Source organism: Pseudanabaena biceps PCC 7429 (genome assembly GCF_000332215.1).
In the GTDB taxonomy this organism is placed as follows: domain Bacteria; phylum Cyanobacteriota; class Cyanobacteriia; order Pseudanabaenales; family Pseudanabaenaceae; genus Pseudanabaena; species Pseudanabaena biceps.
The window spans coordinates 18375-39592 of the sequence record NZ_ALWB01000007.1 but is presented as its reverse complement, the minus strand read 5'-3'; the positions used below and the strand labels follow the sequence as shown (position 1 = coordinate 39592).

The following is a 21218-nucleotide window of genomic DNA, read 5'->3' as shown; positions in this document are numbered from 1 at the left end:
TAAATATAAATACTGCGTATAAATACCACACATAAATACCACACATAAATATGCGTATAAATACTCACTGGGATTACAAGTAAAGTGTTTTTATTCTTTTTTATATTTTCTTAATTATTAACGCGTTTGATTTCTATTTGTAAATATCCTAAAAAGATTGTTAGCAAAGCATTACAGAAGTCAGTTAAGACATTATTAAATTCAAATGGGGGTGGGGATCGCTGAAATAGCCTCTAAGAATGAACTTGAGTGCAATTTATCCTCAATTATCAACCTGACATAATTGAATTATTAATAGATTTTTATATTAAGTTTGGCAAAGTCAGACTAAGACCTATGAACTCTTCAGACAATTCGGTTACAGCTTGTCGATTGTGTCAACATTACAGTCCTGAAGGTCGGAGAGGGGGATTTTGTGGAAAATTAGATGTTCCTGTAAGCCCATCATGGGAGGCATGTAGCTTAGCGGCTCATCCCTTTGAAGCATCATGGCAATCGATGAACAATTTCAATTCACTTTTACATGATTCATTACATGATTCATTGCATGAAAAGGTTGAGATAAGCTGCGAAGAAATGACCGATCTCCAAAACATACAAGGTCAAATGCAAGGTCAAATACACGGTCAAATACACGGTCAAAATATTCACGAGCGATCGCTCAGCTTGTCAGACTATTAGGATCGGTAATTAAATCGATGATCATTTATCTTCTTGTTTACATTTTTTAGATATTAAATCAAATCTTTACTTCTAAATAAGTCAGGAATCAATATTTTGATCGTATTAAATCTTTTTTAGAAATACCAAATACTCAATATTTAAAACATGTAAAATTACTGATATGTAAAATTACTAAGTCATTCGTGATATTTATCACTCAGCTACTCCCTTCCCAGTCAAGAAATAGCGGTGCGGGGCTTTGCTCCGCACCGCTATTTCTTGGTTTTATATATCGATTTCTTTAGTGGGAAGGGAGTAAGTGGGCTTGATTAAACATAAAACCCTAAGCCCTGCGGCGCACGCTGCGTGCGCCGCAGGGCTTAGGGTTTTATGTCCTGACCTAAGTAAATATAGCTATATGAGAAAAATAGAGCTTCGACTTCGGTTAACCAACTTATCCCGATTGCTACAGCGCATTGCGCTCAAACGAACCACAATAAATTTACACTCGTAAATTTACTGTGATATTCTTTATTAACTAAGAATTTGTAAACCTAATTTTCACAGGTCAAACGTGTTAGCAAGGGTTTGGAGTGCAGCAATTTTAGGGATCGATGCCATCCAAGTGGGGGTGGAGGTAGATGTATCGGGAGGACTGCCTGGAATCACTTTAGTAGGATTACCAGATACCGCAGTTCAGGAAAGCCGCGAACGGGTAAAAGCAGCTATCAAAAATGCAGGTTTCGCCTTCCCCATGCGAAAGATCGTCATCAATTTAACCCCTGCCGATCTTCGCAAGGAGGGACCAATTTTCGATCTGCCAATTAGTATTGGGATCCTTGCCGCTTCGGAACAGGTCAATCCCCAATTATTAGGAGATCATCTATTCTTGGGTGAGGTTTCCCTTGATGGCTCACTACGTCCAGTCTCAGGGGTATTACCGATCGCTGCCGCCGCCCAACGTTTGGGGATGATGGGGATCGTCGTACCCAAGGAAAATGCCCAAGAAGCAGCCTTAGTTAAGGGACTAGCTGTATATGGTTTACAAAGTATTACTGAAGTTGGCGATTTCTTAGCTAATCCCAACAAATATCAGCCAGTGGTCATTGATTCTGAACTGAAATGGCATGACAGCGACTTTAAGCTCGATCTCAAAGACGTTAAGGGGCAGCAACATGCCCGCCGTGCTCTCGAAATAGCGGCTGCTGGTGGACATAATCTCATTTTTGTCGGGCCTCCAGGATCGGGAAAAACCCTTTTGGCAAGACGATTGCCCAGCATTCTGCCCAACATGAACTTTGATGAAGCCCTAGAAGTGACCAGAATTCACTCTGTCGCGGGACTATTAAAAGGTAAAGGACTTGTCAGCGATCGCCCCTTTCGCAGCCCTCACCATTCCGCCTCAGGTCCATCCCTAGTCGGTGGCGGCAGCTTTCCCCGTCCTGGAGAAATTACCCTTGCCACGAACGGAGTACTATTTCTGGACGAGCTAACCGAATTTAAGCGGGATGTCCTAGAATTTTTGCGCCAGCCTCTAGAGGATGGATTTGTCAGTATTTCCCGCACCCGTCAATCGGTTACCTTCCCAGCGCAATTTACATTGATCGCTAGTACCAACCCTTGCCAGTGCGGATATTATGGCGACTCGGTGCAGCCTTGTACTTGTACGCCACGACAGCGCGAACAATATTGGGCAAAGCTCTCTGGTCCCCTAATGGATCGCATCGATCTACAGGTAACAGTTGCTCGGCTCAAACCCGAAGAAATGACGCGATCGCCTGAAGGGGAATGCTCCAGTGCCGTTAAAGAGAGAGTACAAGCATCGCGAAAAATTCAACAGAGTCGGTTTCAGCAAGAAATAAAAATAAACTGTAACGCTCAGATGCAATCTAGACATCTACGCCAATGGTGTGTACTGGATCATTCTTCTCGGGAGCTTTTAGAAACCGCCATTAAGCGTTTGGGTTTATCAGCCAGAGCTACAGACAGGATACTCAAAGTATCCCGAACAATCGCCGATCTCGCCCATGCCGAAAACATTCAGCTTGCCCATGTCGCGGAAGCTGTCCAATACCGCACCCTTGATCGAGTTACTTAAAAATATCTATCGAAAATCGATCGACGGTTAATATCGATGGCGATCGGGAAAAGTCTGATTTCACAAGATGAATAAAAATTCTTTGGCTTTAATGAGGGCACAAAGCACTATACGTGCTATTTTGTGACTTGACTTTCGGCTCTAATCTAAATCTCTAGAAAGGAGAAGACTAAGATATGAACAGTTAGATAAAAAATTAACCGCTAACTTAAAATTAAGATGGGCAAAGCACAATGCCAATCATTTAACCCTAATATATTCGTTTGGTGAGTTGCTAGTGGAAGAATCCTATCGGGGCATTCATGTATGAGTACAGTTCTGGTGGTTGAAGACAGCGTGACACAGAGAGAAATGATTGAGGACTTACTTAAAGGCAGCGGTCTAAATGTTAAGACAGCAGGCGATGGTGTAGAGGCCCTCGAGCAAATGCAAGGCAGTTGCCCAGACATCGTCGTCATGGACATTGTCATGCCCCGCATGAATGGCTATGAGCTGTGCCGTCGCATTAAAACCGATCCCAAAACCGAGCGCGTTCCTGTCGTAATGTGTTCGTCAAAGGGTGAAGAATTTGATCGCTACTGGGGAATGAAACAAGGGGCTGATGCCTATATAGCTAAGCCTTTTCAGCCTCAAGAATTAGTTGGCACTGTAAAACAGTTATTACGAAAAACTTAATAATTTCACGAAGAATGCTAAAACTATGAACAATTCTTGATTATTTAAGGGCTGTTGGTTAACATCAATACCTTAAGATTTTTTCAATATTTTCCAAGGTTTTATTTCCAAGGTTTTATTTCCAAGGTTTTATTTTCAAAGTTTATTTCCAAACTTTGAAAATATTTAAGACTTCCTAGACTCGCTATTAAAAATTGCTATTTTGCAAGGTAGAGATCCTCAAATTATGGTAGGAAACCAAGAATTCTTCCCTGGCATCGGACAGGATCAAGCAACTGACTTCGATCAAGGTATTGAAGCTCCAGAGGGTGAGCTGCATTTAAGATTTTTTGTAGCTTCTGGAATTGAATTTGCTTTACCTGCAATTGGGGTCAGTCAAGTTTTAGAATATGCGCCCGATCGCATAAATCCGATGCCTAATGTCTCCCCCTTATTGCTAGGTACAGTGAATATTCGGGGTAGAGTAGTGTGGGTAGGCGATCTCGGTCAGTTCTTGGGAGAAACCCCTCCCGTGAATACGGATCGGGCAGAAATCTCGATTATTGCCATTGAGGATCAGGGCATGATGTTAGGCTTAGCAGTAGAGCAGATTGGTGTAATGGCTTGGCTTGATTCTTCAAAACTCAATGTATCTAGAAATAGCTCTGACAGTATGGCTCCGTTTATCAAAGGTGAGTGGATAATGGAAGACAGCGAGCCGTTAAAACTGCTAGATCAAGTCAATATTTTGAGATCGGCGCGGTGGGCATCCTAGGCAAAGTCGATGCACTATATGTAGATGCACTATATGTAAATGACATAAAGCATGGCTAGGCACAAAATATTAAGAAAGTAATTTCAAAATGATTTCGCACAAATGGCAGAGATTTTAGGGATTTTAGGAGAAAGCAAATGGCATCTAGTACGCAATACCAAAAAGAATACGAAAAAGCTTCCTTAGCCTACATGCAGGGAGACTACAATCAAGCTGGGAAATTGACGCAAGAGCTTGTTAAAGCTTGCCCTAGCGATCCGATGTATCGCTTACTCCATGCCCATATCAATCTCGCCCTAGAGCGCTATCAGGATTCAATTGGTGAATACCAAACGGTTTTGCAGCTAACTGACGACAATTCAATTTTGGAGTATGCCCATAGTGGTATTGCGGCAGCCAAAGAAAGATTAGATATCAATGATGATAGTTACAACCTTGGAGCCTTAGGAAGCGCTAACGATGATTTTAGTAGTAACCAGTACGGTTATGAAAGCAATCGATATAACCAGTCAAACCAATCCACCTATATGCAGGGTTCTTGGTCAAGTAATGACAGTGGTGGACAAAGTACTGGTTCGGGGCGTTCAGAAGATTTTGATTTTGAGGATTTTAGTTCTAACTCTTCACTAAATGGCTCTAGCCAGTATAGCTATGGTGCTGAAACTCAAATTACGGGTGACTCTGGATTTAGTTCTAGCTATAAACCCAGTAGCTCTTCGGGTAGCCTAAACGCCGATACCGATGTAGTCTTTATGGATGAATTTGATGACTTTGATGATATTAGTGAGTCATCTTTTTCAAGTTCTTTTGGCGAATCCGATGCAACTCAGATGGTGTCCGACCGATCGCTAAATGATTTTGGCGGTCAGGACTTTACTACCTCTTCTAGTCGTAATACCACTTCGGTAGCCAGTCAGGACATCGCGACTGCAAGGTTTAACCAATCAGAAAACGAAGCAGAGCTATTTGGATTGGGGAATATCAATACGCCCGTTGGAGCCAAGCGTGGTGGCGTTGATATTGTCACCGAAGCCTCTGACCAAGGTGGATTGTTTTCTCCCTTTGACAATATGCCCCTCAAAACTAAAGGGCTAGTCACAGCGATCGCCGCAGGCGTGGTGGCTATGGTCGCCGCAGGTGTGGTTACTAATTTCGCAACAGGCACGATCAAAGACCAAGGACAACGGGAACAGGTGCGCAATACTGGGTGGATGATGGCTGGAGCCGCCGCCTTAGCAAGTGGTGCGATCGCTTGGGGCTTGGGCAAACGTTCCACCAGAATAATTGACCAATCGACCGCCAACTTGCAAGCTCAGTTTGAAGCCGTAATTCGTGGCGATATGAGCCCCCGTGCAGTGGTTTACAGCGAAGATGAGTTTGGTAGATTAGCAGCTAGCTTTAACCAAATGATTCAATCGATTGTATCTAACACCAATGAAGCGCAACGGAAAGCTGCCGAGCAAGAACAGGCTAAAGAAGATTTACAGCGTCAGGTAATTCGTTTACTTGATGACGTAGAAGGCGCGGCAAGAGGTGACTTGACCGTACAGGCTGAGGTAACTGCTGACGTACTCGGTGCGGTTGCTGACTCCTTTAACCTGACCATTCAAAACCTTCGTGAGATCGTTAACCAAGTAAAAATTGCGGCGCGTCAGGTAAACGAAAGCTCCCGCGAAAACGAAGCATTTGCCCGCAGTTTGTCATCGGACGCATTGCGGCAAGCCGAAGAATTGAGCGTGACCTTAAATTCAGTACAGATGATGACCGAATCAATTCAACGGGTAGCAGAGAGCGCTCGTGAAGCCGATCAGGTTGCTAAGCTTGCCTCTGAGACTGCGATTAAGGGCGGTGATGCGGTAGAACGTACCGTAGCAGGTATTCTGGACATTCGCGAAACGGTTGCCGAAACTACAAGAAAGGTAAAGCGTTTGGGCGAATCTTCACAGGAAATTTCCAAGATCGTTGGTTTGATTTCCCAAATTGCTTCCCGTACCAACTTACTCGCGCTTAACGCTAGTATTGAAGCAGCCCGTGCAGGTGACGCGGGAAGAGGTTTTGCGATCGTTGCAGATGAAGTACGCCAATTAGCGGATCGGGCGGCAAAAGCATCTAAAGAAATCGAACAGATCGTATTGCAAATTCAGAGTGAAACCAGTAATGTGCAACAAGCGATGGAAGTTGGTACTCAACAGGTTATCGATGGTACAAAACGTGCTGAACAAGCCCGTCAGTCCCTTACTGATATTATCCAAGTTTCCCATCGCATCGAAACCCTCGTGCTATCAATTACCGAAGATACGGTCAAACAAACCGAGACATCAAGAACCGTATCGCAAGTTATGCAATCAGTTGAGTTGACCGCCCAAGAAACTTCGCAAGAGTCTCAGCGGGTGTCAGCCTCTCTACAAAATCTAGTAGGTGTTGCACGCAGTCTACAGGATTCAGTAGAACGATTCCGCGTTGATTCGGGTGATAAAACAACGGGAGGTCGTTAGGATTATTACCTCTAGCTCTAGCTACTCACACCCTAATCTTTGAGAGGATTCTGTCATGAACTCGGAACAACAACAGCAGCGCATCATGGGTTACTTCATCGAAGAAGCCCGAGAACATCTTCAGACAATTGAGCAAGGCGTTTTAAACTTGCAAGAAATCCTAGATGATTCCGAATCAATTAACGAACTTTTTCGGGCGGCGCATTCGATTAAGGGAGGAGCCGCCATGTTGGGTGTGGGGAGCATCCAACATGTAGCCCACCGCTTAGAAGACTTTTTCAAGATCCTCAAGGAAAATTCACAGATAAATGTTGATGAGCGTTTAAAAAGCTTACTACTAGCTGGTTTCGATCCTCTATCAGAACTCCTTGAAGAATTGCAAGGGGGTTACAAAATATCCGATGAGCTAACTGCTGAAACCAATAATCGTGTTAAGCCTGTATTTGCCGAGTTAGAAGCCTATCTCAATCAGTTAGTCACCGAGGTAGATGGCGAAATATCTACCCAAACACCTGCCCAAACATCTAGTCAAAAAGTCCCAGAAAAAGCAGTTGCTACCATAGAGCAACCCGATATTGTCTCCCAAAAGTCGATATTTCAAAAAGAAGTTACGACCAAAATGCGAGATATGTTGCAGCTATTTCGCTCGGCGGATACGCCCGAAAGCCGATCGCAGTTACAAACGGTTTGCAATTATTTTCAAGAAGTTGGCAATAACTTTGATCTGCGAAATTGGACGAATTTGGTCATCCAGATTAAAAATGCGATCGCTCAGCCTAATAACTCCTACAGAACCCTCGCGCCAATTTTAATCAGAGAATTAAAGGAAGCTCAGGATTTAGTACTTGACAATCGTGAGGCGGAAATAGTGGTCTCCTCGCAGATTCAAAATCTATTGCCCTATAGATTTTCCGAACCAGAAGATGACGAGGTCAGCACAATCTTCACGACTGCTTCTGGAGATATTGGTTTTGATAACGAGCCAATTGCCGAGGATAAGTCGATTACTGATCACGATAATATAGCTCTCGACCTCAACCCCATTGATATCGACCTGTTTGCCGATGATGCTAGTGAAGTCAACGAAGAAATATTCGATCTGTCCGAGGTCAATGAAAGCCAAATCGATCAGATAGATTGGATGGATGGTGAATATGAGATCGCCGAAAATCAACATATTGATGGGCCAAAAGTAGGGGCTTCAGAGTTGAAGTCCTTGGCAATTCTCTTTGAAAACGACGACATTGACTTTGATGCTGCTTGGGAAGACATCGAATCCAATGAAACAAATATGTCAAACCAAGGAGTCACAAGCGCATCTGAAAATCGCGATGATTTTGCCGACCTACTTGGCAATGCTTCTAGTAATGATGATGAGACAATCCCCAATTTAAATAATAAGGAATCTAGCATCGATCAGTTGTTTGGTGATTTTTCCACGGAAGACTCAGCTGCTGAAATTAGGGCTGAAGAATCTGACGACTCCCTCTTCCCATCTGAGGACTCCCTCTTCCCAGACGATCTAGACGGTGTATTAAACCAAGTTACTGACAACTTCTCAGAACTTGAGACAGATGTTGATGCTGAAGATGCTCAAACAAGTCAAGCGAGTATAGAGGAGCTGTTTAGCAATGATTTTGGCAAGGCCACAGATCTAGATGAGCAGTTTGATATGGACTTAGGGTTGGATCTTTTAGAGGAAAACTACAATCCTCAAATCGAAAATAACCTATCAAATAGTGATCGCATTGACCAAATCGATCAGATTGATCAGATTGATCAAATCGATCAGATTAACCAAATCGATCAGATTGATCAATTTGACCCATTTGATGACATTAACATTAGTGAGATCAATACTGATGATATCGATTTTTACGATTTATCAGAATCATCCGCCGAGCAATTAGACGATCTTAGCGACAGCTATCTTAGCGATCATAATCCTATTATTGATGCTCAGGATGAATCCGACTCTCTCTCTAGTGAAGAATATTTTGCTGAGATTGCCAGACAGGAAAATGCCATTGCGAATGGTAATAATGATGGTTCTATGGAGCCATTTGCTTTGACTTTTTCTGAAGAAGGGATGACCTTACTTGAGGATCCCTTTGCAATTGATGAAAATCTTGATGGATTTTTGTTAGGTGATTCCGCATCTGAGTCTCCTCAAGAGGCAAAATCTGAGAGCAATGACGCTGACCCTCTCGATACTACTGGATTAAAGATATTTGACGAACTCGGCTTTGATAGTGATGAGTTGGATGAATCAGTAACATTCAAAGAAGATGTCAGAATTCATGACTCTTCAACATCGATGGATGAAGAAACTAACGAAGATCTGGGTGGTTTCTTTGCAGGTATTTCCGATTTAGATGATACGAATCAAGCAATCACGAATTTGAGTGAAGCTACCGATGATATTGATCTTATTGGAGAAGATGGTTTAGAGAACTTCTTTGATGGTATTAGTATCGATAGTCCCGATAATAACAATGCTATAAACACTGATGCTACCGATGATATTAGTAGCGAAGATGGCTTAGAGGAATTCTTTGATGGTATTAGTACCGATAGTGCCGATGCTATAAACACTGATGCTACCGATGATATTAGTAGCGAAGATGGCTTAGAGGAATTCTTTATAGAATCAGCCAATAATGCTGATCATAACGAGATATCTAGTCTTTCTGATGCTATTGATGAATTTAGCGAGTTGGATAGCGACGACAATTTAGATGATTTCTTTGCAGCTAACAACTCTTTCGATAGTTCTCTCGCTACCGATCCTTTGGTAGATGATGTTTCTACGGACGAACCAGCACAAGATTTGGGCGATCGCATAGAAGACAACTTTAGTCAACTAGATCAATCCGAGCAACTAGATGATGATTTCTTTGTTAACTCGGAACTCAGTTCCGAATCTATTAGCTCCGAATCTATTAGCGCTGAATCTATTGACGATCTTGGCGATATTACTGTCGATCATGATGAGCAAGAATTTAGTATTAATGGCGATCCTGATGAATTTCTGGATCGCTCTGAACAGATCGAAAACATTACCTTCACCAGCAAGGAACTAAGTTATGAAGATGACTTAGCAGAGGAAATCAGTGATGCTGAATCCTTGGCTGATTTTTTTGCTGAATCCGAAAGCCCTGCAATTGCATCTAGTCACAATATTAATGATGAAATTAATGATGAAATTAATGATGAGCTAGACGATCGCCATCTAGCTAGCTATTCTGAGAACATCACCAATACTGACGATCTTGGCGATTTCTTTGACGTAGCGGAAGATCCTCAAGATTTAAACAAACAGGAATTTGTAAATTTTGGGGAATCTGAGGATGTCAATTTAGACTTCTTAGACATGGTAACGGATGAAGAAGTACCCGCAGAAAGTTCTGTCGATTTAGCGATCGAGCCCTTTTCTGAAGAGTTACTTTCTGAAGAGTTACTTTCCGAAGAGCTACTTGCTGAAGAGTCACTTACAGACAACTCCGACTTAGCAGATTTATTTGTTAATGCTGGAGAAGAAGACCTAACGGTATTGGAAAGTGACTTCGAGTTCGATGGCAATGGAGAACTGACACAAAGCGATGAATTTGCCGATTTAACTAGCGTGTTAGATGGCGCGTTAGATGGCGCGTTAGATAGCGCATTAGATAGCGCGTTAGATAAGGAATTTCAAGATTTTGAATTAGAGTCCATAGAAGCCAATTTGACAACTCAGGAAGATATCGATCTCGAAGTTGACAGTCCAAGCACTGCCACTACAACCATTGACAACCTAGTGGACTTCTTTCAAGGTAATGATGAAATAGAAGATAATTCGCTATCCATTGAAGAAATCGTGAGTAGCGATTTGGCGATTGACGAGTCAATAGTTTTTGATGAGTCTGATCCTCTCTCTGATTTGAATCAAGATGATTTAGGCGTAGATGATTCTTTCACCCAAGATACTCAGACAAAGCCCACCTTAGAAACTGAGAATCAATTACCACCAGAAGAACTCAATGGAATTGATGACAACTTCGATTTCGATGATTTAGAAGCCATGATTGGCAGTTCTATTAATGTTGCTGATGAGGGCTTAAATAGTGAGCAGACCCAGCAATTCAGTAGCTCTATTAACTCTATTAATAGCAATAGTACTAGTCAAGTAGCTCCCTCTGTCAATGTACCAAGGAATCATCAAGATGTAGTCAATCCCGACAATGATGATATGGATTTTGATGCCTTAGAAGCGCTTCTGGGCGATGCGGATACCATCGATGCGGAAACAAACGCCGCTAACAATTTCACCTCCATACCTCCTGTACCTTCAAAGCCTCCCGATGACTTTGACGAATTAGAAAATATGCTTCAGTCAGCATTTGCGAAGGATGTTGGCCCAATCAAAACTAAAGCGCCCGTGCGACCTCCTACGACTACCCGTAAGCAGAGGTTGACCGATACGACTATGCGTGTTGATGTCAAGTATCTAGATAGTTTAAATAATCTAGTTGGGGAGCTGGTTGTCAACCGTAATCTGTTGGAGCAGGATCAAGAGAGACTACAGCAGTTCATTACCAATTTGTTACATCAAGTGCAATTACTGAGCGACGTATCCCAAAGAATGCGGGATCAGTACGATCGCTCCTTACTGGAAGCTTCGTTAACTGCTGGAAGAGGTCGTTCTTACAGTAGCTTTGAGACTTCCTATGCCAATGATGGCGCAAACTCGAATAGTTCGGTTAGCAATGATTTTGAAGGTATTGAGTTCGATCGCTACAACACCTTCCACGTTCTCTCGCAGGAAATTATTGAGTTAATTGTCCGAGTTCGCGAATCTGCTTCCGACATTGAGTTCGTGGTTGGGGAAACGGATCAGGTAACCCGTCAGTTGGGAACGATTACCACCCAAGTCCAAGATGACCTCAAGCAATCGCGCATGGTTCCCTTCGCGCAGATTGCCGATCGCCTGCCAAGAGGTATTCGCGATCGCGCCCTTAAAACTGGCAAACAAGCCGAATTGGAGATCTTTGGACGGGAAACCCTGATCGACAAAGCGATTTTAGAATCCTTGACCGACCCACTTACCCACCTTGTCAACAATGCGATCGACCATGGTTTAGAAGATCCCGCTACCCGTCAAGCAGCAGGGAAATCGGCGACTGGTCGATTAACGGTACGCGCCTATCACCAAGGTAACCAAACCGTCATTTCTATTAGCGACGATGGCGCGGGGATCAGTCCCGATCGGGTTAAGAAAAGTGCTGTTTCTAAGGGAGTGCGATCGCAAGCTGAAGTTGATCGCCTTAACGATACCGAGGTTTATGCGCTGCTGTTTGAGGCGGGCTTTAGTACAGCGGCTCAAGCCGATGAATTTAAAGGGCGCGGCGTTGGGTTGGACGTAGTCAAAACCTGTCTTGATGATATTCGTGGTGTCATTATCGTAGAATCGGTAATTGGCAAGGGAACCACCTTTACCATTCGCTTACCGCTGACCTTAAGTATTTCCAAGGCGATGTTCTGCATTAGCGATCGCGCGAGGATTGCCTTCCCCGTTGACGGTTTTGAAGATATGGTGGAAGTACCACAAAGTCAAATCGTTCTTAACGAAAAAGGACAGCCCTGCTTACCTTGGCGCGATACGATTTTGCCATTCCAGCATCTCTCGAATCTGCTCTCCTATAGCCGTCATCTCAGCCGCAGCAGCATCTACGGTAAGCAGGAAAACGACGAACTCTGCATTATCATTCTTCGCAACGATACGAGTTACCTCGCCCTACAGGTCGATCAATTCCTCGGTGAATACGAGATCGTAATTAAACAGTTAGAAGGTCCCATTCCCCAACCTGCGGGAATCGCAGGTGCAACGGTACTTGGGGATGGTCGCGTTATGGCGATCGCTAACGTTTTAGAGCTATTCGATATCGCTAGCGGTAGATTGCGTCCTTCCACCTCTGGCGCACCAATTCAGCCAACCGTGGAAGAAGATGTTGCCGTCGATCCGACCGTACTCATTGTTGACGATTCGATTACGGTACGCGAACTACTGTCCTTAACTTTTGCGAAGGTGGGCTATCGTGTCGAACAGGCAAAAGACGGGCAAGACGCATGGGAAAAACTCCGTGCTGGGCTGCCCTGCGATATGATCTTCTGTGATATTGAAATGCCACGGATGGATGGATTGGATCTGCTCTCAAGATTGCAGAAGGATTCCCGACTCAAGGAGATTCCTGTGGCGATGTTAACCTCGCGAGGAGCCGATCGCCACCGTCAGTCAGCCATTCAGCTAGGAGCAAAGGGATACTTCACTAAGCCCTATCTCGAAGAAGAATTACTAAGTGCATCCAAACGTCTTTTAAATGGAGAAACCTTGCCGATCTAAAATACAGTCCTTCTCCCTATCCTATGCTGCGGAATTGGGAAATCAAGTTTTCTCCTAGGCTTACGGGAAGGAAAACAAGGGTAAGGGCATGATAAGAAAAACCTATGTTGCTGAGTCTCAAAATCGAAAATTTTGCTCTGATTGATCGCCTCGAACTAGAGCTATATGCGGGATTGAATATTCTCACTGGAGAAACAGGTGCGGGTAAATCAATCGTCTTAGATGCTCTAGATGCAGCACTAGGAGGTAAGGTATCGTCGCGGATGCTTAGAACTGGCTCCGAGCGGGCAAATATCGAAGCAACTTTTTCTACAAATCAAGCGATCGCGCAATGGCTAGAGCTACAGGAAATTGATGCCCTAGATGCTGACACGCTCATCTGTAGCCGCGAGATTACAGCCCGCAGCAATCGCACCCGTGTTAATGGCGTGGTCGTCAACAAGCAACAAATTCAAGAACTACGCGATCGCCTTGTCGAAATTACTGCGCAGGGGCAGACCATTTTGCTCAGTCAAGCTACGCAACAGCGAGAATGGCTGGATAGCTTTGGTGATCGGATCTCCGATCAGGCTTTATTTTCACAACGGCAAAAAGTTGCCAGACTATTTGAAATAAAGGAGCGATCGCGCAAAGCTTTATTAGAAAGACAACAAAACGAGCGCAATCGCTTACAACACCTTGATATGTTGCAATATCAGTTAAAGGAACTGGAAGCCGCAAATCTAGGAGATCCCGAAGAGTTAGAGCAGCTCGAAGGCGATCGCAAACGGCTCGCCCACAGCGTGGAATTACAAAAGCATGGCTATGCAGTCTATGAAGCCATCTATCAGAATGATATTGGTAATGCCTGTGCCGACCTATTGGGACAAGCCGAGTCAACCCTTACGGAAATGGTCACCCTCGATCGCGAAGCAGCGGGAATCCTCGAATTAGTTTCGAGCGCCCTCGCCCAAGTGGAAGAGGCAGGACGGCAAATCAATAATTACACCCATCGTCTCGAATCAGATCCTGAACAATTGGAAATAATCGAACAACGAATTAATCAGATCAAACATATTTGTCGCAAGTATGGCACGCTCCCCGAGGCGATTGCCTATACCCAAAAATTGCAACAGGAACTCGCCGAACTGACTGATCGCGGTATTTCTATAGAAGATTTAGAGCGTAAAGCTGAAGCGGATTTGCAAGCTTTGCTCAAAGCTTGCAAAAAGCTCACGGAACTACGCAATCAAGCAGCCGTTGCTCTAGAAAAAGCCCAAATCGAAGCATTAAAAATGTTAGCAATGGAAAAAGTTCGCTTTCAAGTGGGAATATATCCGAGCGAACCGACGGCTTTAGGTAGCGATCGCATTGTATTTGAGTTCAGTCCGAATCTTGGCGAACCCCTACAACCACTAGCGGAGACGGCTTCGGGCGGGGAAATGAGTCGATTTCTTTTAGCACTCAAAACTTGTTTTGTTCACCAAAAAAGCAACGATGCTCGATCCCTCCCCGATACCTTTGCCCATGCCCATGTCGGCACGATGGTGTTTGACGAGATCGATGCAGGAGTATCTGGTCGGGTCGCTCAGGCGATCGCCACCCAACTATGGCAGTTGAGCCGCAGTGCTCAAATTCTCTGCGTCACCCACCAGCCGCTAATTGCGGCGATTGCCGATCGCCACTTTCATGTCAACAAACAAATCGTAGCCGATCGCACGCAAGTACAAATCCGCCTGTTGGAGTTGGAAGAGCGCAAACAGGAACTTGCGCAGATTGCTTCGGGTATGACGGTTGAAGAAAGTTCAGAAACGCAGGCAAGGAAAGAAATCAAGAAAAAGACCAACGGCAAAAGCCCTAGCAAAGAATTTGCCAACGCTGCGGCTCAAGCGATCGCCTTTGCCGAATCGTTGCTAGAACAGGCTGCCGCCATCAAATCCGAGCGATAGATACTTCTTTTCCACTCGAAGAGTAGATCCAAATATTAGTGCGCGGCTTTGCCGCGCACTGATATTTAACGTCAGTTCGGATTAAGCTGGCAAATTCTCAAAGCCCAAAAGTAAAAGCCTTGCTACGCAAGGCTTTTACTTTTGGGCTTTGAGGAAGGGTTTGCTACGCAAAACCTTCCTCAAAGCCCATTTCAAATTATCCCGAAATCACGTTAAGTAGCTAAGTTGAAACTAGAGCTCGTACCGCTCGCTACGCGGACGATACGCTCTCTAGTTTTGATTTTTAATTATGCTTAACTGCTTAATACTCTTTTCATGACCTCTTGGTATGCCTCAGCAACATTACCGAGATCCTGCCGAAAACGATCTTTATCCATAATCCGCTCGGTAGGATCGGCGATCGCTTTATCCCAAAGGCGACAGGTATCAGGACTAATCTCATCGGCTAGCAATAACTGCCCTTTGCGATCAACACCAATTTCCACTTTAAAATCGACGAGGATCAAATTGCAGCGATCAAAAAATGTTTGCAGGTGTTGGTTAATATTTAGGGCAAGTTCTTTGAGCTGGACAACCTGCTCTGGTGTGGCGAGATCGAGCATGGCAACATGGGCATCCGTGATTAAGGGATCGCCAAGGTCGTCATTTTTGTAAAAAAATTCAACTAGCGGGATCTTGAGTGCTTGCCCTTGTTGCAAACCGAGCCGCTTACAGATACTGCCTGCGGCGATATTGCGAACGACGACCTCAATGGGTAATATCTTGACCGCAGCAACCTGCATTTCATTGGGGGAAACTTGCTGGATAAAGTGGGTCGCAATGCCTTGAGTTTCTAAATACTGAAAAATGTGAGAGGCGATCGCGCAGTTCATTTCCCCCTTGTTGGTGATCGTACCTTTTTTTAGAGCGTTGAAAGCGGTTGCATCGTCTTTGTAGCGAGACAGCAAAATATGAGGATCGTCTGTTGTAAACAGAATTTTGGCTTTGCCTTCGTAGAGCTTGTTTCCACTCATGGATATATTGCGATATTAATTTCTTAAGTATTCTATCGCAATTTAAAACCAATGAAGACTATGGGCTTGTGGGACAAATGATCATGACTTCATACTTTTTTGATGGCTTTTTTGATGACTTAATTTATGACTTGATCTGACGACTTAAATAACTGAAGTGACTGAGAGATAATTGGTAACGAATGGCGAATTGAACCTTAATTAGCAGTTAATTAGCAGTTAATTAGCAGTTAATTAGCAGTTAATTAGCAGTTAATTAGCAGTTAATTAGCAGTTAATTAGCAGTATAGATTATGGCAACTTTGTAGAAAGCGATCTAAATCGAATTTAAAATCAGAGAATATAGCAATTTCACACTATTTGTCTGGATTGTTGGCAAGATTTTATCTCATCAAATAATGCGATTGCTTACTGCGATCTTTTTTGCTATTAAAGCAAATATTGGTTTCTGAGCTATAGATATATTCTATTTCCTCTTGAGACAAGACAAGTTCTAAATAAAGTTCCCCTAACCAGTCGCGAATTTTACTTAGCCTAAAAAATAGGTAGAGTTGCCGTTCGGTTAACATTGTTTGTGTTTTCTCTATTTGTACAGGAGTCATTGATTTGTCCCTCCCTTAATTTACCTATATATTGTGCATTGAAGAAAGGGATTGCTATGTGATGATATAGGCTCTAATTGAGAGATCCTTGTCTCAATAATTAAGCGATCGCGATCACACCCCCCCAGCCAACAAATTGCTATAAACTATGTTTTAGTGTGCTTTAGATATAACAAATATTTTTTAACTAAGACTAAGAAAATATGTAAAAAATAGGATTGTCAAACCCTAGATTAAGTTTGCTGAAAATATATAGTTAGAGTTATATAATTTTTTGTTATTTGTCTTTTTAGTAACAATTTCCCTGCAACATTTATTAGGTGGCTTGAGACTATAGCAGTCCTATTTCATTTACGAGAAAAATAGGGCTTCTACTTCTATCAGACAAATTATCCTGAAGGCTAGGGGAAGTCAAAGCTTCTCATAAATCATTTAGAATTTCTATATCTTGAGGCTATTGATTAGCGATTTTACTAGTAAGTAGCTGGGCGCAATTAAATATAAAACCCTAAAACCTATATGGTATGCTGCGCGTGCGCTATAGGTTTTAGTTCTGTTTTTTGATTATGCCCAGCTACCTATTCTAAAAATAGTATTTATTTAATAGACTAACTTAGGTAGTTTTTAGGCGATATTTATTTTAAGAAAATATACTTAAAGCCCTATTTATGTATAACTTATATATAACTTACGTATAACTTTGATGATTGTCTTTTTGTCGGCTTTTAGTGATTATATTAGGTATTAATTTGTTGGTTTCCCTGTTCAAAGAACCTTAATAAGTTGAAGGGATGATGGTGATGCAAAAGGAAATCCTGATGTTTCAGTTCCTGGCTTCCCTCTTCCAACTCGTTCCCAAGGTTATTTGAAATCCACTTTCTGAGTACAAAGCTATGGCGACATCTAGAGCATTGGAATTGAAAACATCTTCTTCCTCTTCCGATATTGAAGATAATAATTCAGCATTAACTGACCAAAGATATCAATCAGGATGCCAATCAGAGCGTGATTCTCCCAAAATATTGGTGTCCTTATTGGTTCCAGCCTACAATGAATCTTCCATCATTGAAAAAAACTTAGGAATCCTTTGTAAGTATATGCAATCCCTAGAGAATAAGTTTCAATGGGAGATGGTAATCGTTAACGATGGAAGTAGAGATGATACCTATGCCAAAGCTTTAGAGTTTGCTAAAAATCGCGAAAATGTTTTAGTTTTACATCATCGCATAAATCATGGGCTAGGTCAGGCTTTGAGGTACGGTTTCAAAAACTGCCAAGGCGACTACATTGTTGTTGTCGATTTAGATTTAAGTTACTCTGCCGACCATATTGGCGATCTATTAGATCGCATTGTCAAGACTCAAGCCAGAATCGTTGTGGCATCTCCCTATATGCGTGGTGGTTCTATCTCTAATGTTCCTTGGTTACGAAAAACTCTCAGTATTTGGGCAAACCGATTTCTCTCTTTTACCGATAAACGTAGTCTCGCAACCCTAACAGGAATGGTTAGGGTATACGATGCTCAATTTCTCAAAAGACTTAATCTAAGATCGAAGGGAATGGAAATAAATCCTGAGATCATCCATAAAGCAAGACTGTTAGGGGTGAGAGTTGAAGAAATCCCTGCCCATCTTTGTTGGCTCCCTCAAAAAACAGAGGAAGTTAAGCGAGTTTCGAGCATGAAGATCGCTAAGCAAACCACGGCTGTTTTAGTTTCTGGCTTTTTGTTTAGACCCGTAATCTTCTTTTTGATTCCCAGTCTGATTCTGTTTTTGCTATCTGCCTATGCTGACTTTTATGCAATGTTGCGCTCTTGGCATAACTATCAACAGTTGGCATTGTCTCAGCAATTTCCAGATTTTACTGATGCGATCGCCATGGCATATAGTCAAGCCCCACATACCTTCTTTATTGGCGGTATAACTTTGATCTTGGCTATTCAACTGTTTAGCTTGGGAGTTTTATCGATGCAAAGCAAGAACTACTTTGAAGAGATTTTTTATCTCGGTACAGCTATTTATGAAAACAATAGTAGTATCAAGAATGAATCTTGAAGAGGGTGATGTGGCATTATTTTGTTGATATTTATGTTAATTAAAGAATCAATTTGTATCCTTTAAGTCTTTATATTTTAGAAATAAATAGTATTTTTAAAAAGTACTGTTTGAGGCTTATAAATAAAAGAGTGCATTAGATATATTGCTACCCAAGTGAATTAAGTCAGTGAATTAAGAAACAAACCCAGCAAGGTTTGGAGATCGCAAAATGGCATTGACATTTTAGGAATTGGTATTAAAAATGGTATATAAAATGTATTTTAAGTGGTGCTGAAGCCTATGCCCACAATAATTGATTCCTTGCACTTGCAATTGATTCCTTAGTTCTAAATGTATAAATATTTAAATTAAATATTTGAATTAAATATTTGATTCAAATATTTGAATTTTAAATAAAGCTATTCTTAAGTAACTAACGAGTTGCCTTGCAAAAGTGTTACTTCATTATCTAAAAAGATAATTACAAAGAATAAAGATAAAGAATAAAAGCGAAGAATAAAAATAGATAAATTAAGAGATATTAAGATGAGTGAATCTACACCAACACTGACAAAATTAATACAATTGCCTTCCGATCAAGATGCATCTGGGCGGACTCTAGGCGAAGAAGAGATTAAATTGCTATCCGAAGCGATTCGCAGCGGTACTCTCACCAGCACCAAAGGAAGTTTTGTCAAAGCCCTTGAAAATCAGTTTGCCGAAATGATTGGTGTTAAATACGCCTATGCCTGTTCTTCAGGATCAGGGGCTATTCATACTGCTATTTCGGCGATCGATCCCGAACCTGGTGATGAGATTATCACCACTTCCATTACCGATATGGGTGCTTTGACTCCGATTCTCTACCAAGGTGCTATTCCTGTATTTGCTGATGTCGATCCCAGAACTTGGAATGTCACTGCCGAGTCAATTGAATCTTGTTTAAGCGATCGCACAAAAGCGATTATTGTCACCCATTTATTTGGCAATCCCTGCAATATGACTGAGATTGTCCAACTTGCTGAATCTCGTGGTATTCCCATCATTGAGGATTGCGCCCAGTCATTTTTAGCCGAGCACAATGGCAAAAAAGTTGGAGCGATCGGTTCCATTGGTTGTTTTAGTTTGCAACAGGGTAAACATATTACAACGGGAGAAGGCGGGATCGTCACGACCAATGACGATGCTTTTGCTAGACGAATGTTTTTATTTGTCAACAAAGCTTGGGGCTACGGCGATCCCCAACCCGATCATTACTTTCTCGCACTCAATGGAAGGATGTGTGAATTGCAAGGAGCGGTTGCAGTTGCCCAACTTGATAAACTCGAGGGGATTGTCCAAAATCGTCAGGATGCGGCTAGCAAATTAACTGGCAAGCTACAGGGACTGAATGGAATTTCTACGCCGCAAATTGATGCTAGAAATACTCATGTCTATTGGAAATATTGCTTGAGCGTGGATAGCAGTAAAATTGCTGATGGCGCTGTAGGATTGGCAAAGAATTTAAAAACCAAGGGTATTTTCTCTGCCCCCCGCTATATTCAAAAGCCTGCATTTATGTGCGAGATTTTCCAGAAACAACGTACATTTGGTAATTCACGCTTTCCCTTTACTCTGGCGAGCCCTGAGGCTGTGGATTATAATGCGGCAAAATTTGCTGGTACCTATGCTGGTTTAGAGGCTGTATTGGTATTGCCTTGGAACGAACGTTATACCGATGAACATATTGATTATATTGCTGATGCTATTCATGAAGCAGTCAAACAACTCAGTTACTAATTCTTAAGTATCTAGGCGCAATTAAATATAAAACCCTAAAAGCTGTAGCGAAAGCTGCGCGTAAGCTACAGCTTTTGACTCTAGTTTTTAATTATGCCCAGCTACTGGGTAATACCAAGTTAAGAAATGGCGTAGCCATTTTGAACTTTGAAAACCCCTATACCAATTCACTGAAGTGAGCCAACACTTCAGTGAATTGAAAAACAAGCCCAGTAAGGTTTTGAGATTCCCAAAATGGCAACGCCATTTTGGGAATTGGTATTACTTAATATGAAAAATCGTACTTCACATTTGCATACTGTATACAATAAACTAAGACTGAGGATAAGCATTATCCAAAGTTATTTATCTTCCTAAACCCATAATTTTCAGCCTATCTTTATGACAGTATCCAACGGGACAAGACATGTATTTATCTGTGGTTCGGCACTGCGCGGACAACCAGATCATGGCAATTTGCAGAACGCAAAATTTATACGTGCGGCAAATACTCAGTCACGTTATCGCCTTCATGCCGCAGGAGATGCATGGCATCCCGCAATTTATGAAGTTGAGACAGGTGGAATTTCTATTCCTGGGGAGGTTTATGAGATGCGTGACGATGAATTTGAATATCTTGCCAAAAACGAACCACCCCATATGTATCCTACGGACGTTTATCTTGAGGATGGCGAGGTTCTTACCGCCTTTTTCTATCCTCAAGAATTAATTGAAAAGTTCAATTGGATTGATATTTCTCACCTTGGCGGTTGGGCAGCCTATAAAAGAACTTTAGTTACGGCTTAGTAAGTACCTC

Annotated in this window: 12 protein-coding genes; 10 read left to right on the top strand and 2 right to left on the bottom strand. The window is 42.4% G+C overall.

Annotated features, from left to right (window positions below; genetic code table 11):
- Positions 1 to 336 precede the first annotated feature (336 nt).
- From PSE7429_RS25870 to recN, 7 genes are all read left to right on the top strand, one after another.
- The gene (locus PSE7429_RS25870; protein WP_009625284.1) at positions 337 to 681 is read left to right on the top strand and encodes a hypothetical protein; all 345 of its coding nucleotides are present in this window, start codon (positions 337 to 339) and stop codon (positions 679 to 681) included.
- A 556-nt stretch (positions 682 to 1237) separates the two neighbouring features.
- Positions 1238 to 2761, top strand: coding sequence for a YifB family Mg chelatase-like AAA ATPase (locus PSE7429_RS01575; RefSeq protein ID WP_009625283.1), 1524 nt, complete (start codon positions 1238 to 1240; stop codon positions 2759 to 2761).
- Positions 2762 to 3067: 306 nt separating this feature from the next.
- Positions 3068 to 3436, top strand: coding sequence for a response regulator transcription factor (locus PSE7429_RS01570; RefSeq protein WP_009625282.1), 369 nt, complete (start codon positions 3068 to 3070; stop codon positions 3434 to 3436).
- A 226-nt stretch (positions 3437 to 3662) separates the two neighbouring features.
- On the top strand, positions 3663 to 4190 hold the full coding sequence (locus PSE7429_RS01565) for a chemotaxis protein CheW (protein WP_009625281.1): 528 nt from the start codon (positions 3663 to 3665) through the stop codon (positions 4188 to 4190).
- 137 nt (positions 4191 to 4327) lie between these two features.
- Complete coding sequence (locus PSE7429_RS01560; RefSeq protein WP_009625280.1) at positions 4328 to 6685, top strand: methyl-accepting chemotaxis protein; 2358 nt, start codon at positions 4328 to 4330, stop codon at positions 6683 to 6685.
- A gap of 55 nt (positions 6686 to 6740) precedes the next feature.
- Complete coding sequence (locus PSE7429_RS23215; RefSeq protein WP_009625279.1) at positions 6741 to 13064, top strand: hybrid sensor histidine kinase/response regulator; 6324 nt, start codon at positions 6741 to 6743, stop codon at positions 13062 to 13064.
- A 104-nt stretch (positions 13065 to 13168) separates the two neighbouring features.
- The gene (gene recN, locus PSE7429_RS01550; RefSeq protein ID WP_009625278.1) at positions 13169 to 14992 is read left to right on the top strand and encodes a DNA repair protein RecN; all 1824 of its coding nucleotides are present in this window, start codon (positions 13169 to 13171) and stop codon (positions 14990 to 14992) included.
- Between the two features lie 293 nt (positions 14993 to 15285).
- Here the strand turns inward: recN and purC are convergent, their stop codons facing one another.
- Together purC and PSE7429_RS01540 are read right to left on the bottom strand one after the other, a co-directional pair.
- Positions 15286 to 16005 carry a phosphoribosylaminoimidazolesuccinocarboxamide synthase gene (purC, locus tag PSE7429_RS01545; RefSeq protein WP_009625277.1) on the bottom strand — a complete coding sequence of 240 codons (720 nt, stop codon included), beginning with the start codon at positions 16003 to 16005 and terminating at the stop codon, positions 15286 to 15288.
- A 383-nt stretch (positions 16006 to 16388) separates the two neighbouring features.
- Positions 16389 to 16607 carry a hypothetical protein gene (locus PSE7429_RS01540; RefSeq protein WP_009625276.1) on the bottom strand — a complete coding sequence of 73 codons (219 nt, stop codon included), beginning with the start codon at positions 16605 to 16607 and terminating at the stop codon, positions 16389 to 16391.
- Between the two features lie 893 nt (positions 16608 to 17500).
- Between PSE7429_RS01540 and PSE7429_RS01535 the strand changes: the two genes are divergently transcribed.
- From PSE7429_RS01535 to PSE7429_RS01525, 3 genes are all read left to right on the top strand, one after another.
- Complete coding sequence (locus tag PSE7429_RS01535; RefSeq protein WP_009625275.1) at positions 17501 to 18661, top strand: glycosyltransferase family 2 protein; 1161 nt, start codon at positions 17501 to 17503, stop codon at positions 18659 to 18661.
- A gap of 528 nt (positions 18662 to 19189) precedes the next feature.
- Positions 19190 to 20422, top strand: coding sequence for a DegT/DnrJ/EryC1/StrS family aminotransferase (locus PSE7429_RS01530; protein ID WP_009625273.1), 1233 nt, complete (start codon positions 19190 to 19192; stop codon positions 20420 to 20422).
- A 381-nt stretch (positions 20423 to 20803) separates the two neighbouring features.
- Positions 20804 to 21208: a gamma-glutamylcyclotransferase family protein gene (locus PSE7429_RS01525; protein WP_009625272.1), complete on the top strand. Its 405-nt coding sequence runs from the start codon at positions 20804 to 20806 to the stop codon at positions 21206 to 21208.
- The last annotated feature ends 10 nt before the right edge of the window (positions 21209 to 21218 follow it).

What these genes read in the sequence shown, in the direction of transcription:
- recN (WP_009625278.1), top strand. Translation starts at nt 13,169, where the DNA reads ATGTTGCTGAGTCTCAAAATCGAAAATTTTGCTCTGATTGATCGCCTC.
- PSE7429_RS23215 (WP_009625279.1), top strand. Translation starts at nt 6,741, where the DNA reads ATGAACTCGGAACAACAACAGCAGCGCATCATGGGTTACTTCATCGAA.
- PSE7429_RS01570 (WP_009625282.1), top strand. Translation starts at nt 3,068, where the DNA reads ATGAGTACAGTTCTGGTGGTTGAAGACAGCGTGACACAGAGAGAAATG.
- purC (WP_009625277.1), bottom strand. Translation starts at nt 16,005, where the DNA reads ATGAGTGGAAACAAGCTCTACGAAGGCAAAGCCAAAATTCTGTTTACA.
- PSE7429_RS01530 (WP_009625273.1), top strand. Translation starts at nt 19,190, where the DNA reads ATGAGTGAATCTACACCAACACTGACAAAATTAATACAATTGCCTTCC.
- PSE7429_RS25870 (WP_009625284.1), top strand. Translation starts at nt 337, where the DNA reads ATGAACTCTTCAGACAATTCGGTTACAGCTTGTCGATTGTGTCAACAT.
- PSE7429_RS01525 (WP_009625272.1), top strand. Translation starts at nt 20,804, where the DNA reads ATGACAGTATCCAACGGGACAAGACATGTATTTATCTGTGGTTCGGCA.
- PSE7429_RS01535 (WP_009625275.1), top strand. Translation starts at nt 17,501, where the DNA reads ATGGCGACATCTAGAGCATTGGAATTGAAAACATCTTCTTCCTCTTCC.
- PSE7429_RS01565 (WP_009625281.1), top strand. Translation starts at nt 3,663, where the DNA reads ATGGTAGGAAACCAAGAATTCTTCCCTGGCATCGGACAGGATCAAGCA.
- PSE7429_RS01560 (WP_009625280.1), top strand. Translation starts at nt 4,328, where the DNA reads ATGGCATCTAGTACGCAATACCAAAAAGAATACGAAAAAGCTTCCTTA.
- PSE7429_RS01540 (WP_009625276.1), bottom strand. Translation starts at nt 16,607, where the DNA reads ATGACTCCTGTACAAATAGAGAAAACACAAACAATGTTAACCGAACGG.